Consider the following 12,958-nt stretch of genomic DNA (forward strand, 5'->3'; position numbering starts at 1 on the left):
CAATACGCCATCTCTATGCATGAACGGGGGCGGCTCCTTTTTCCGGGTTGCCTTGCCCTAGGATCGGCAGCCATGCTCCCTTTAATTCTTCGGGTGGGTCTGGTTCGTCGGGTGGCGTTCACGATGGTTGCTGGTTTCCTCGCGGCGGCGGTGGCGGTGGTGTCCGCGGTTCCCGCTGGGGCTGTGGACCCCCTGTTCCTGGGTTGGACGGGCCTGCTGCCGCCGCTTCCCACTGCCTACGCTCCTGCCGACGCGGCGGAATGCGCCGCTGGAGAGCCGACCTGTGTGGACGCCACGATCGCCCGGATGCAGGGCCGCTACGACGGTCTCGTGGCGAGCTGTGACCACAACGCCGTGTTCGCTTTGACCTATTTGCGTACAACGGAGGAGTACCGGCGGGTCGCCGCGGAACCCGGATTCTTCGACGACGTCTCCTACGTCAACACCGAGGACGCCGTGTTCGCCGCCTACTATTTCCAGGCCTACGACGCCTGGCAGGCCGGGCCGGGCACCGCGGTGCCGCGGGCCTGGGCGATCGCGTTCGACGCGGCGCAGCAGCGCCGGCTCGCCGGCGCCGGTGACCTGCTGCTCGGCATGAACGCGCACGTCAACCGGGACCTGCCCTTGGTGCTGGCGTCCCTGGGCCTGGTCACCGCGGACGGGCGGAGCCGCAAGCCGGATCACGACCAGGTCAATGTCATGCTCAACCGCGTCGTCGGCCCGCTGCTGCACGAGGCGGCGAATCGGCTCGACCCTTCGATCGACAACATCGCGACCCCGCTGGGCCTGTCGTACACGGCGCTCATGCAGATCCTGGTGGTGTGGCGGGAGGCCGCCTGGCGTAACGCCGAACGGCTGGTGAACGCCCCGACCGCTGAGGCCCGGGGGCGGATCGTGAACGAGATCGAGGCCGCTGCCGCGACGACCGCCGCAACGCTGCGGACCCTCTACACCCGGCCCGGTCTCCTCCCCCTGGGCCAGGACCGCGACGCCTACTGCGCCTCCCATGGCTGACACCCGCCAGGTCGGTGTACAAGGCCGGGTCGGCGAGGATGAGGCTGCGGTGCTGCTCGACACGTTGAGCGAGGTGGTGTTCCGCACCGACGCGGAAGGCCGTTGGACGTATCTCAATCGGGCGTGGACGAGGCTGACCGGCTTCGAGATCGGTTCCAGTCTCGGTGCCCGGTTCCTGGACTATGTCCATCCCGACGAGCTGGAGTACACGGTCGCTCTGTTCATGGGGGTGGTCGCCGGTGGCGCCGACCACTGCCACCACGAGACCCGGTACCGCACCAGTGACGGCAGCTACCGCCGTGTGCAGATCAGGGCGAACGTGATCCGGGACGGCGCGGGCGAGGTGAGCGGTAACACCGGGACGATCGTGGACGTCACTGCCGCCCGGCGCGGCGGCGAGACGATCGGGGAACACGCCACCCTGCTCGAACTCGTCTCGGCGGACGCACCAGGCGGCGAGCTGCCGGTCGGGGTGGCCGTCTACGACGCCGATCTGCGGCTACGGCAAGGCTCGGCGGTCGTGGACCGGCTCGCCGGCGCACCACAACGCATCGGTGATCCCCTCACCCGGCTCGTGGAGCACCTGGCACCGGCCGCCCCGGGGCAACGGGCCCTGGGCGGTGAGTGGGGGCTGGTCGCGGTCGCGAGAAGCACTAACCACGCCCAGGTCAGCGACCTCGACCTCGCCGGTCACGGCCCCGGCCGGTCGCTGCGGGTATCGGTGATCCCTTACCTGCGGGACGGGGAGGAGATGCTCGCGCTCGTCCTGGCCGACATCACCGACCTGCGCCGCGCCGAACACCGCCAGGCGGCCCTGGCCCGGCTCGGCCGCCGGGCCATCGCCAGCTCCGACCCCGCCGCACTGGCCCACGAGGCCGCCGCGGCGGTCACCTCGACACTCGGCGTCGCCGCCTGCGAACTGCTCCCCCTCAACCAGCGACGCGACGACCCGGACCGCACAGGCCGGCTCCTCGACCAGGCCCTGGCCGAGGACAAACCCGTCATCATCAACAGCCCCGGCAGCGGCCTGCCCGCTCACCGCACGGTGGATTCCCCACCGGCGCCGCCGGAGGTCGGCACAGTGCTGGTGACGCGGGTCGGCGGCGGCGGGCTCCTGTTCGGAGTCCTCGCCGTGCACACCACCACCCCGCATCACTTCACCGACGAGGAGATCCAGTTCGTGCAGGCGGTGGCCGACATCCTCACCGCTGCGATCGAACGCGACCGCACCGACCATGAACTACGCCGACTCCACACGCGGGCGGAACGCGGCAGAGCCTGGCTGGCCGCGATCGCGCACACCACCACCCGAATCCTCGCCGTCACCGAACCACGCGACGCCCTCGGCCTCATCGCCGGCATCGCACGAACGATGGCAGGCACCGACCTAGGTGCGGTCGCCGTCCCCGACGAGCACGGCAACCTGGTGATAGCCGCAGCCGACGTCGCCACCGGCCTGCCCACCGCCCCCGACCTCCTGCTCGGGCTGACCCTCACCCGGGACACGATCCAGGCGGCGGACGGGCCCACGGCCGGCGGCACCGTCGTCCTCAACCAGCTCGACCTACGAGGCAGCGGCATCTCCCCCACCCCCACCATGCCCCGCACCCGCGCGCTGATCGTTCCGCTACGGATCACCCGGGGGGCACCGGCCGTACTCATCCTCGGAAACCACACGGCGGCGGCACGCCTCCCGCTGCACGACATCGAGCTGATCGAAGCGTTCACCCACGACGCCGCGCTCGCCGTCGAACTCACCCAGGCCCAACACGACCGGGCCCGCCTCGCCGTCTACCAGGACCGCGACCGCATCGCCCGCGACCTCCACGACCAGGTCATCCAACGCCTCTTCGCCATCGGCCTNCACCTGCAGTCCCTGACCCGCGCCGTCGGCGACATCGCCGCAGCCCGACTGACCAGCGCCATCAACGCCCTCGACCACACCATCGACGACATCCGCCGCACCATCTTCGACCTACGCCCCAACCAAACACGCTGACACCCCAGCAGTGGAGTCCACGCACGTGGTGTACGGATCGTGATCGTCTAGCGACTCGCCGGAGTGGCGGTCCGTGACGTAGAGCGACCACCGCGTGATCCTCGTTCGAGAACGACCAAGGACTCGATGAGGAGGAAAACGCGATGGCCGTGCGTCCGACTGTGACCGACCCTGACGGGTTCGGCAAGGAACTGCTGGCGGCGAGTCCGGATCTGCTGGGCTCGATGGTGAAGGCGTTCGCGGAGGCGTTGATGAGCGCCGAGGCGGACAGCGTCTGCGGCGCCGAATACTGCGAGATATCGCCGGATCGAACGAATCGCCGTAACGGTTACCGGATGCGGGAGTGGGATACCCGGGCCGGGACACTTGATCTCGCGATACCGAAGCTGCGGACCGGGTCGTACTTCCCGGAATGGTTGCTGACACGGCGCCGGCGAGCCGAGCAGGCGCTGATCTCGGTCGTCGCGACCTCGTATCTGCTGGGGGTGTCCACACGCCGCGTCGACAAGCTCGTCGAACAGCTCGGGGTCGCGCACATCTCGAAGTCACAGGTGTCGGAGTTGGCGAAGCATCTCGACGGCCAGGTCGAGGCGTTTCGCTCTCGGCCACTGGATGCCGGCCCGTACCGGTTCGTCCAGGCCGACGCGCTGACGATGAAGGTCCGCGAGGGCGGGCGGGTCGTCAACGTCCACTGCCTGCTCGCGGTCGGGGTCAACGGCGACGGACATCGGGAGATCCTCGGCCTCGACGTGGTGAGCAGCGAGGACGGCGCCGGCTGGCTGGCGTTCTTCCGCGGCCTGGTCGCCCGCGGGCTGTCCGGGGTCCGCCTCGTCACCTCCGATGCCCACCGGGGTCTGGTCAACGCGATCGGGGCGACCCTGCCTGGCTCCTCGTGGCAGAGGTGTCGGACTCACTGGGTCTGTGCAGGAACAACCTGGTGGTTCGACCTGTCTGGTGCGATGTCGTGCTATGGCGATCATGGGGGATGTCCTGGACCAGTTATCTCGTCGGTTCGCGATGGTGCTGCCGCACCTCGACGAGCGGCAGCGACGGCTGGTGCTGGCAACCGAGGCCTGGCTGCTGGGGCATGGCGGTGTCCGCGCGGTGGCCCGAGTCGCTGGCGTCAGCGAGACCACGGTCCGCGCCGGCGTGTTCGAACTCGAAGCGGGCGGGGAACCGCTGTCCGGTCGGCGTGTCCGTCGGCCGGGCGGCGGCCGCAGACGGATCGAGGACACGGATCCGGCTGTGGTGGCAGCGCTTCTCGCGCTCGTCGAGCCGGAGGAGCGCGGTGATCCGACCTCGCCGTTGCGGTGGACCACGAAGTCGCTGCGGCACCTCGCCGAACAGCTCACCCGTCAGGGGCACCCGGTATCGCCGTCGACAGTCCGCCGGCTCTTGCGGGCGGCTGGTTTCAGTCTGCAGGCGAACTCCAAGACCCTGGAAGGAAAGCAGCACCCTGACCGGGATGCCCAGTTCCGCTACCTGAACGACCAGGTCGTGAAGCATCAGAAGGCCGGCGAGCCGGTCATCAGCGTGGACGCGAAAAAGAAGGAGATGCTCGGCCAGCTCCCGAACCCCGGCCGTGAATGGCGACCGAAAGGCGACCCTGTTCAGGTCGAGGATCACAGCTTCTTCACCGGCCCGCAGGGTGACACCGCCATCCCTTACGGCGTCTACGACCTGACCAGCGACGCCGGCTGGGTCAACGTCGGGGTCGATCACGACACCTCGGCGTTCGCGGTGGCCTCGATCCGCCGCTGGTGGCAGGCCCGCGGCCAGGCCGACTACCCTCAGGCCACCCGGCTGCTGGTCACCGCGGACGCGGGCGGGTCGAACAGCTACCGTTTCCGGGCATGGAAAGCCGAACTCGCCGCGCTCGCCGCTGATACCGGCCTGGCGATCACCGTGTGTCATTTCCCGCCCGCTACCTCGAAATGGAACAAGATTGAGCACCGGCTGTTCTCCCAGATCACCATAAACTGGCGCGGCAGGCCACTGACCAGTCATGAAGTGGTCGTGAACACCATCGCGGCGACACGGACCCGCAGCGGGCTGCGGGTCGAAGCGCATTGGGACACCCAGGACTACCCGGTCGGTGTCGCGGTCAGCAAAGCCCGCATCGATGCTCTTCCGATCGAGCACCACATGGTGCACAGAACGTGGAATTACACGATCCATCCCACGCGCACCGACGGCGCGGCCTCATCCGCCGCGGTTGACGCCATGACCGGTCCGAACCGGGCCGCGACCTTTGCGCTGCTAGCCCATCCGCGTCTGACGGGCATGAGTACCGCCGAGCTGGACGCACTCGCGGCGCGGCTGGCCCCGGAGCAGGCCGCCCGCCGGGAGCAGCGTCGCTACCAGGGACGCAACGGTCCACGGCGCAACGCCCCCGGCGCCCACAGCAGGCCCCTGCTCTCTGCCCGCGACCGGGTCCTGGTCACCGTCGTTCACCTGCGCCAGATCTGCTCCCAACGCGTCCTGGCGGACCTGCTGGAAGTCGCCCCGCCGACGATCGGCCAGGCGGTCACCGACGTCCGGCATCTCCTGCACGAGCAGAACATCACCATCGAGCCGACGACGCTGCGGTTCACCCGCGCCGAGCAGGTCACCGCCTACGCGCGCACCGGACAGTACGACGACGGCCGCCCGTTGCTGCCCTGGGAACTGTCCGACCCTGCGTTGACCGGCATGAGCCGCGCCGACCTCGCCGCACTCATCGAACAGGTGTCGGTTCGCCAAGCAGCCGCGGTGGAACGCCGCCGCCACCAGCAACGCGGTCGCCAGCGCCTCCCCGGAACCCGCGGCGGCGTATTCCCGCAGAAGATCACCAGTGGTGAACGTGTCCTCGCCGCCCTCCTTCACCACCGCAAGGTCTGCACCGGCCGAGCCCTTGCCGAGTTGTTCGGCGTCAGCCACCGCACCATCGGCACCGCCTTCCTCGACGTCCGCCCCATCCTCGAAGAAGACGACATCCACCTGCCACCAGCACCAGTGAAGTACCGCTCCGCCGAACAGCTCCTCGCCTCCGTCGCAGCAACCGAGCCCGCCACGCCGACAGCTTAATTCTGCACAGACCCACTACCTGCGAGACTTGCTGGTGCTCACACCCAAGGCGTCGCAGCCCTGGGTCGCCACCGTGGTGAGAACCGTCTTCGATCAGGCTGACGCGAACGAGGTCGCCCTCCAGTTCGACCGGGTCGTCGACGGGCTCGCCGAGAAACTTCCTCGCGCCGCGGAACACCTGTCCGAGGCGAAAGCCGACCTGCTCGTGTTCACCGCTTACCCGCGCGAGATCTGGCGGCAGATCTGGTCGTCGAACCCGCAGGAACGGCTGAACAAGGAAATCAGACGGCGCACCGACATTGTCGGTATCTTCCCCGACCGCGGCGCCATCATACGGCTCGTCGGCGCCGTCCTCGCCGAACAACACAACGAGTTGATCGAAACACACCGCTACTTCGGAGTCGAAATCCTCGCCAAAGTCGACGCCACGAAGAACCCGCCCGACACACCCCAGATCAGCATGACGCCCGAAGCCCTCACCGCATAACCTGAACCAGGATCACGCGGCGTCACTCTCCGTACACCACCCCCGCGGGCATGACCGAGCATCAGCGGATCCCACAGAGGGTGAACGTCGCCAAAAGGGCAATGTTGTGGAGCGTGAACTGGTCGGCTGTCGAGTCGCTCAGGTCGTACCGCTTGGCCATCGAGGGCGTGGTGAGTTCTCTGGCGGCAGCCATGTCCGAACAGTCAGCCTCGCCGTCACCGAGGATCTGCTCGTCGGTTTTTCCCTGCGCCAACCCAGGAAACTGCTGGCGGAACTGGCGGACGTACGTGGGGGCGCCATCCCCGATCCCGATTCCCGGGTTTGCCGACAAGGACGGCGTGGTGACCGAAGACGGCAAATCCTCGGAGGGAAATTCTGCCGGGTCGATCGGGCCGCAGGCAGCCAACGACACGATGGCCATCCCGGTAAGAACAAGTCGTTTACGCATGACTCTCCCTGTCATGTCGTCCATCTACCTGCCGCTGGGAGGAGCGTGTCGACGTTCCGGCGGGAACGTCCGGTGCCACCCGCTGGACGGCCTGGAGACGGAATAAGGTAGGGTACCCGCACAAGCCTGTCCGATCAGGCCCGTCCCGTCGTCCTCCACGTGCAGACAATCCTGCCTACGAAAATTGCAGTACTCGCGGCAGGGCACGCCTCAACCAGATGACCTGATGCTGCCCTTTCCGGAGTAGCCCGATGGGCGCGGGCATAGTGATCGTTCAACCGATGATCAAAGATATTCTGGCGACCGGGCGGCATAAGCCCCGCGATGGGAGACAGTCATGTGGGGTTTGCCGGGGGCAGCGGCTGGTACTCCCGCCGCCCCCGGTCGCCTCAACGCAGGTCAGCCGCGGCTGACCGAGCGAATCGGTTCGCTGCCGTCCCAGCCTTCCGCCGCCTGGCGGACAAGGGTCGCCATATGGGGCGTGGCGGGAGTGACTTCCATAAGCTCGATTATTGTCGCCGGACCAGCGGGGGGCTCGAGGTAAGCGTAGCGGGTCCCGCCCTCTTCGCCGCCGGACCATACAACAGGCCATCCAGCAGTTTGGGTGGATTGCAGGGCGGTGTCGAAGTCGTTGGCCCACCAAGCCAGTTGGTGAAAGCCGTCCCGCCCGGTCGCGAGAAATTCGGTGTAGATGCTGGGCGTGTCGTCTTCTTGCTGGATCAGTTCGATCTGCAGGTCACCGGAGTTGGAGAAGGCGACCGAGATGGGGACCGTGCAGGGTTGACCGCGGTAGAGGCCACTCTGCGACTGTCCGCGCAGGACATACCAGGGGCCCACCCCGAGCGTGAGCCAGTTCAGCAGAGCATGGTCGAGGTCACGTACGACGTAGCCGATCTGACGCACCGCTCCCGGCAGGACGGCCGGCTCGACAGCCAGGTCAGCTGGTATCGACGTGGTGCGCGCACCGCCACGGTCACCGAAAGCGAACGCGATCGCGGAACGCTGGGTCGGCACCGCCCGCTGCGAATGCACCGACAGACTCCTGATCGTCTCCGAACAGCACCTGACCTCGATCCTCACCAGATACGCCGAGCATTTCAACACCCACCGGCCTCACCGCTCCCTCGGCCAGCACCCACCCGACCCGCCACCCGTGGTCGCCCCGACGTCGGAGTCCACCGTCCGTCGCACACGCATCCTCGGCGGGCTGATCAACGAGTACCGCAACGCCGCCTGATGACCTCCGCAGGCGATCACCCGGGCTGCAAAAGAGCAGCTCACAGACCGCACCCGGATTTTGGAGCCCCACAGGCATGATCAATGAATATCGTAACGCCGCCTGATTACTTGCGCGGAAGATCCTGTCAACCGCAAAAGACCAGATCACAGGCCGAATCGGGGTTCTGGAGCCCCACAGGCAGGTTTTGGCGCAGCAGGACGAGGAGCATCTCCACCTGTTCCGCCAGATCCATGAGCGGAGGCCGCCCCGGCGCCTTCCGACTGCCGAGGACCTCCTCGATCCGGCGCACGATCTCCTCGATCTCTTCGGCGGACAATTCTGTCGAGTGCCAGAATTCGGCCACCGGCGTTGACCTGGTCTTTAGGCGGCTCGTTCGTCAACAAGTAGCAGGCGCCGTCGGATGCTGATTAGGTGTCTGTCTCGGCCGGTCGCCTGGCCCTGCGCCGCAGCCAGCGTTGCCGCGGTCGCGATGATGAACCGTCGGTGAGCGAGCGCATCGCGACCGCCCGGGGATCGTCGGCGCCCAGGATGGCGGTGCCGCCGGACGCCAGCCCCTGCACCAGCTCGCCCTTGGTCTTGGCGATGGCCTCGCGTGACCCGAACTCGCCGAGGTGGGCCTGGCCGACGTTGAGGATGACGGCGATGTCGGGTGCGACCAGGCCGGTGAGCTCGGCGATGTCGCCGATGTGGCGGGCGCCCATCTCCAGGGCGAGGAACCGGGTGGCCGGGGCGGCGCGCAGCATGGTGAGCGGCACGCCGAGCTCGTTGTTGAGCGAGCCGATCGTGGCGATCGTCGGCGCGGCGCTCGACAGCACGGCCGCCAGCAGCTCCTTGGTGCTGGTCTTGCCCTGGGAGCCGGTCAGCCCGACAACGGTCAGCCCGTCGCGCAGCCGGGCCACGACGTGGGCGGCGAGCGCCTGCAGCGCGGCCCAGGCGTCCTTGACGACGACGGTGGGTAGCGGCGTGGGCCGGGAGCCGAGCGTGGCCACCGTGCCGGCCCGGCCGGCCTGGCTGGCGTAGTCGTGGCCGTCGACGGGGCTTCGCCGATGCAACAGTGCCCCTGAAACGTCTCCGTCCGGTTCAGACGATCAGCGCTGGACATGCCCTGGTCCAGAACATCCGCCGTGGACACTACGAACTCGCCATCGACTGCGACCCGAAGCTGCGGGTCGCAGCCGCGTTCGCTGAGCTCCTCGCCGCCATCTGACCATGAGCAACCAGGCCATTGGCGTGCGTCGGATCTTCCGAATGCAACAGCGCCCCAGGTGCTCATAAGCGCGGGCTCGGTGGGAGTCCAGTCTCGAGCTTTCATGGAGGTCCGACCTGGCTGAGGGCCGCGTTGTGGGTGGCCCGCCGTGGCGTGCGTAGTCCCAGCGTGCGGCGGCCCGCCTCGACGAGGTGCTGGAGCAGGACATCGTCGTCCAGGTCGATCTGTCTCGGTGCGACCGCGACGGCGATTCCGCCCAGTACGAGAGCAGCCTTGATCTGCCCGCTGGGACCGCCGTCGACATCGGCGAGAAGACGGACCTGGCGGCCGATCAGGTCGCCGAGGTCGCGCTGGGTGAGCAGCACGTCGGTCACGCCGGGGTCGGCAGCCAACACGGAGATCACGGCGCGGTTGCGCACGGCGAGGGCGGCGTAGCCGGTGAGCATGTGCTCCGCGCGGGCGTGGGGGGTGCGTTGCGCCTCGGCGGTCTCGACGATGGTCCGCAACGGCCCGAGCACGGGCTCGACCACCGCGGTGAGTAGCTCCTCGCGGGTGTGGAAGTGGTAGTAGAGGGCCGCCTTGGTGACGCCCAGTTCGTCCGCGATCATCTGCAGCGAGGTGCCCGCGTAGCTGTGCCGGGTGAACAGGCGGACCGCCGTGTCGATGATGCGCCCTCGGGTGTCGGTCACACCGGGTGCATTCAGTGCGGCGGGGGTCACGGTTACTCCTCGCTGAATCCTTACGGACTCACAGACTAGCTTGCCGGTCGACAAGCTAGCAACCTGCCGGCCAGCTAGCGCTCGACTCGTCGATGCTAGGGCATCAACATGTCGTTCGTCAAGCAAGATCCTAGCCGTTCGACAAGTGACGTACTTTACGATCAGCTAGCATTTCACTTGCTGGACGGCTAGCGTCTCGGGTGTCGCTCGGCACCGCTGGAACCAGCGGGACCCAGTCGCCACGCCCGTGGCCGTCGGCCGCCTGTGGTCGGGCGATCCCACGCACCTTCGAACAGGAGCCCCCACATGGCCTCGTTCCTCTATCGGCTTGGCCGGTTCGCGTTCCGCCGGCGGTGGCTGGTCACTGCCGTGTGGGTGGCGGTCCTCGCCGCCGCGCTGGCCGGCGCCGCCACCCTGTCCGGATCGACCTCCGACACGTTCCGCATCCCGGGTACGCCGTCGCAGGAGGCAATCGACCTCCTCAACGAGCGGTTCCCGCAGGCCTCCGCCGATGGCGCCACGGCGCGGGTTGTGTTCGCCGCGCCGGATGGTCAGCAGCTCAGTGCTGTGCGGGCGGAGGTCGAGCAAGCGATCGCGCAGTTGAAGGAGGTGCCGCAGGTCGCCTCGGTCACCGACCCGTTCCAGTCCGGGGCGGTCAACAGCGCCGGCACCGTGGCCTTTGCGAGCACGACCTACCAGGTGCCGTCGGCGGACCTGACCGAGCAGGCCCGCGACGCGCTCACCGCCGTCGTGGACGAGGCCCGCGCCCAGGGCCTGACCGTCGAGGTCGGCGGCGATGCGGTGCGGGTCAAGCCGGAGCAGGGCGCGGGCGAAGTCGTCGGGATCGCGGTCGCCGCCGTAGTCCTGTTCATCACGTTCGGCTCGCTGGTGGCGGCCGGCCTGCCGCTGCTGACCGCGATCCTCGGCATCGCCATCGGCATTGGCGCGATCAGCACCATGAGCGGGTTCGTGAACCTGTCGTCGACCACGCCGACACTCGCCCTGATGATCGGCCTGGCGGTGGGTATCGACTACGCGCTGTTCATCGTCTCCCGGTACCGGCACGAGCTCGCCGCCGGCCGTGACCGGGAAGAGGCAGCCGGCCTGGCCGTCGGCACCGCTGGTTCCGCGGTGGTGTTCGCCGGCCTGACCGTCGTGATCGCGCTCGCGGCGCTGGTGGTCGCGGGCATTCCGTTCATCACCCAGATGGGGTTGGCCGCCGCGTTCACCGTGGCCGTCGCCGTAGTCATCGCGCTGACCCTGCTGCCGGCGCTGCTGGGCTTCGCCGGCCGGCGTATCTCCCGGCACCCTCGTGGGCTGCACGCCCGCGACCTGGAGGCGGACCGTGCCACGCCAAGGCCCAACATCGGCGCGAGGCGGGCCGGGGCAATCGCCCGCCGCCCGGTCATGGCGCTGCTCATCGGAGTCATCACACTTGGTGTCATCGCGATCCCAGCCCTGGACCTGCGACTTGGCATGCCTGATGACGGCGCCGCCGCACCCGACACCACCCAACGCAAGGCCTACGACCTGCTGGCCGGCGCGTTCGGTCCTGGCTTCAACGCGCCGCTGACCGTCACCGTCGACGCGGGCGCCGGGTCGGCGCAGACGGCGGCGGACCAGGTGACACAGGCGGTCCACGGCCTGCGTGACGTCGCCACGGTCACCCCGGCGGTCATCAACCCGGCGGCCGACACCGCGCTGCTGACCGTCATCCCCACAAGCGAACCGAGCGCCGCCGCGACCGAGGAACTGGTCCACGCCATCCGGGAGATCGACGGCACGGTGCCTGGCGCCAGCATCGGTGTCACCGGTCTGACCGCCATCAATATCGACGTCTCCAAGAAGCTCGGCGACGCTCTCGTGCCCTATCTGATCGTCGTGGTCGGCCTGGCGTTCATCCTGCTCCTGCTGGTGTTCCGATCCCTGCTCGTGCCGGTGACAGCCACCCTCGGCTTCCTGCTCAGCATCGCGGCCACATTCGGCGCGGTCGTGGCGGTGTTCCAATGGGGCTGGCTCGTCGACGTCTTCGGCATCAAGCAGACCGGGCCGATCATCAGCCTTCTGCCCATCATCCTGGTCGGCATCGTGTTCGGTCTCGCCATGGACTACCAGGTCTTCCTCGTCACGCGGATGCGCGAGGAATACTCGCACGGCAGCACCCCGCGCCAGGCCATGATCACCGGGTTCGGTCACGGGGCCCGGGTCGTCACCGCCGCGGCCTTCATCATGATCAGCGTCTTCTCTGGGTTCGTACTGTCGCCCGAATCGATCGTCAAGTCCATCGGCTTCGCTCTCGGCGTCGCCGTGCTTTTCGACGCGGTGGTCGTGCGCATGACCATCATCCCGGCAGTAATGGCCCTGCTCGGCCGTGTCGCCTGGTGGCTACCCCGCTGGCTCGACTGGATCCTGCCCAACCTCGACGTCGAAGGCGAGGAACTACGCCACCTCCTCGACGATGGACAGGACCCCCTCGATACCACCCACGAACGCGCACCTGCCTAAAGGCTGTTTCGTAACTCGGTTTGGGTGGGGTGTGGCCGGTCCGCGTGACCGGTCAGCCGGTCCGGCTGATGTTGTAGAGATGGGCGATCCCGGCCGCGGTGATCCCGAGGGTGCGGGCCTGGCGGCGGTAGTCACGCAGGATCTTCCAGGTCTTCATCCCGGCGAGGGCGTGTTCGACGCGGGCCCGGACCTTGCGGTGCACCCTGTTCAGCTCCTCCTTCCACTCCGACAGCGGCTGTCCGTCGAGGGGTTTCCGATACGGCATGATCACGT

Annotated in this window: 9 protein-coding genes and 5 pseudogenes; 8 read left to right on the forward strand and 6 right to left on the reverse strand. The window is 68.1% G+C overall.

The features are described from left to right. The first annotated feature begins 93 nt into the window (after window positions 1-93). The 5 genes and pseudogenes from B056_RS38945 to B056_RS0133000 form a co-directional block, all read left to right on the forward strand. Complete coding sequence (locus tag B056_RS38945) at window positions 94-1,014, forward strand: DUF5995 family protein (protein ID WP_230203308.1); 921 nt, start codon at window positions 94-96, stop codon at window positions 1,012-1,014. Next, a complete protein-coding gene (locus tag B056_RS38950; protein ID WP_018506110.1) occupies window positions 1,007-3,013 on the forward strand; it encodes a sensor histidine kinase in 2,007 nt (668 codons plus the stop codon). The genes B056_RS38945 and B056_RS38950 overlap by 8 nt, the downstream gene beginning before the upstream one ends. A gap of 143 nt (window positions 3,014-3,156) precedes the next feature. Beyond that, a pseudogene (locus B056_RS43325) lies at window positions 3,157-3,930 on the forward strand (IS256 family transposase); the annotation flags it as partial. A 52-nt stretch (window positions 3,931-3,982) separates the two neighbouring features. Beyond that, window positions 3,983-6,079, forward strand: coding sequence for an ISAzo13 family transposase (locus B056_RS0132995; RefSeq protein WP_026240430.1), 2,097 nt, complete (start codon window positions 3,983-3,985; stop codon window positions 6,077-6,079). 7 nt (window positions 6,080-6,086) lie between these two features. Continuing rightward, window positions 6,087-6,566, forward strand: a pseudogene (locus tag B056_RS0133000) (IS256 family transposase); the annotation flags it as partial. A 61-nt stretch (window positions 6,567-6,627) separates the two neighbouring features. Here the strand turns inward: B056_RS0133000 and B056_RS0133005 are convergent. Then, entirely contained in the window at window positions 6,628-7,014 is a 387-nt protein-coding gene (locus tag B056_RS0133005) for a hypothetical protein (RefSeq protein WP_076784822.1), read from the reverse strand. A gap of 399 nt (window positions 7,015-7,413) precedes the next feature. Beyond that, the gene (locus tag B056_RS0133010) at window positions 7,414-7,917 is read right to left on the reverse strand and encodes a VOC family protein (protein ID WP_018506115.1); all 504 of its coding nucleotides are present in this window, start codon (window positions 7,915-7,917) and stop codon (window positions 7,414-7,416) included. Between the two features lie 37 nt (window positions 7,918-7,954). On the opposite strand from B056_RS0133010, the pseudogene B056_RS0133015 reads away from it, so the two are divergent. Then, window positions 7,955-8,251 (forward strand): annotated as a pseudogene (locus B056_RS0133015) (integrase core domain-containing protein); the annotation flags it as partial. Window positions 8,252-8,378: 127 nt separating this feature from the next. Here the strand turns inward: B056_RS0133015 and B056_RS0133020 are convergent. Both B056_RS0133020 and B056_RS38955 read right to left on the reverse strand, forming a co-directional pair. Further along, a complete protein-coding gene (locus B056_RS0133020; protein WP_018506117.1) occupies window positions 8,379-8,597 on the reverse strand; it encodes a hypothetical protein in 219 nt (72 codons plus the stop codon). 133 nt (window positions 8,598-8,730) lie between these two features. Next, window positions 8,731-9,288: pseudogene (locus B056_RS38955) on the reverse strand (Mur ligase family protein); the annotation flags it as partial. A gap of 26 nt (window positions 9,289-9,314) precedes the next feature. On the opposite strand from B056_RS38955, the pseudogene B056_RS0133030 reads away from it, so the two are divergent. Then, a pseudogene (locus B056_RS0133030) lies at window positions 9,315-9,461 on the forward strand (IS6 family transposase); the annotation flags it as partial. A 101-nt stretch (window positions 9,462-9,562) separates the two neighbouring features. Here the strand turns inward: B056_RS0133030 and B056_RS0133035 are convergent. Then, window positions 9,563-10,180 (reverse strand): TetR/AcrR family transcriptional regulator, encoded by a 618-nt coding sequence (locus B056_RS0133035; protein ID WP_020572847.1) that lies wholly within the window; start codon window positions 10,178-10,180, stop codon window positions 9,563-9,565. Window positions 10,181-10,486: 306 nt separating this feature from the next. Here B056_RS0133035 and B056_RS0133040 point away from each other — a divergent pair, with 306 nt between their 5' ends. Then, the gene (locus B056_RS0133040; protein ID WP_018506121.1) at window positions 10,487-12,685 is read left to right on the forward strand and encodes an MMPL family transporter; all 2,199 of its coding nucleotides are present in this window, start codon (window positions 10,487-10,489) and stop codon (window positions 12,683-12,685) included. A gap of 52 nt (window positions 12,686-12,737) precedes the next feature. On the opposite strand, the gene B056_RS0133045 is transcribed toward B056_RS0133040, so the two are convergent. Next, on the reverse strand, window positions 12,738-12,958 hold a 221-nt coding region (locus B056_RS0133045), incomplete at its 5' end, for a transposase family protein (protein ID WP_018501423.1).

This window comes from Parafrankia discariae (assembly GCF_000373365.1).
In the GTDB taxonomy this organism is placed as follows: domain Bacteria; phylum Actinomycetota; class Actinomycetes; order Frankiales; family Frankiaceae; genus Parafrankia; species Parafrankia discariae.

What these genes read in the sequence shown, in the direction of transcription:
- B056_RS0133005 (WP_076784822.1), bottom strand. Translation starts at nt 7,014, where the DNA reads ATGCGTAAACGACTTGTTCTTACCGGGATGGCCATCGTGTCGTTGGCT.
- B056_RS0133040 (WP_018506121.1), top strand. Translation starts at nt 10,487, where the DNA reads ATGGCCTCGTTCCTCTATCGGCTTGGCCGGTTCGCGTTCCGCCGGCGG.
- B056_RS0132995 (WP_026240430.1), top strand. Translation starts at nt 3,983, where the DNA reads ATGGCGATCATGGGGGATGTCCTGGACCAGTTATCTCGTCGGTTCGCG.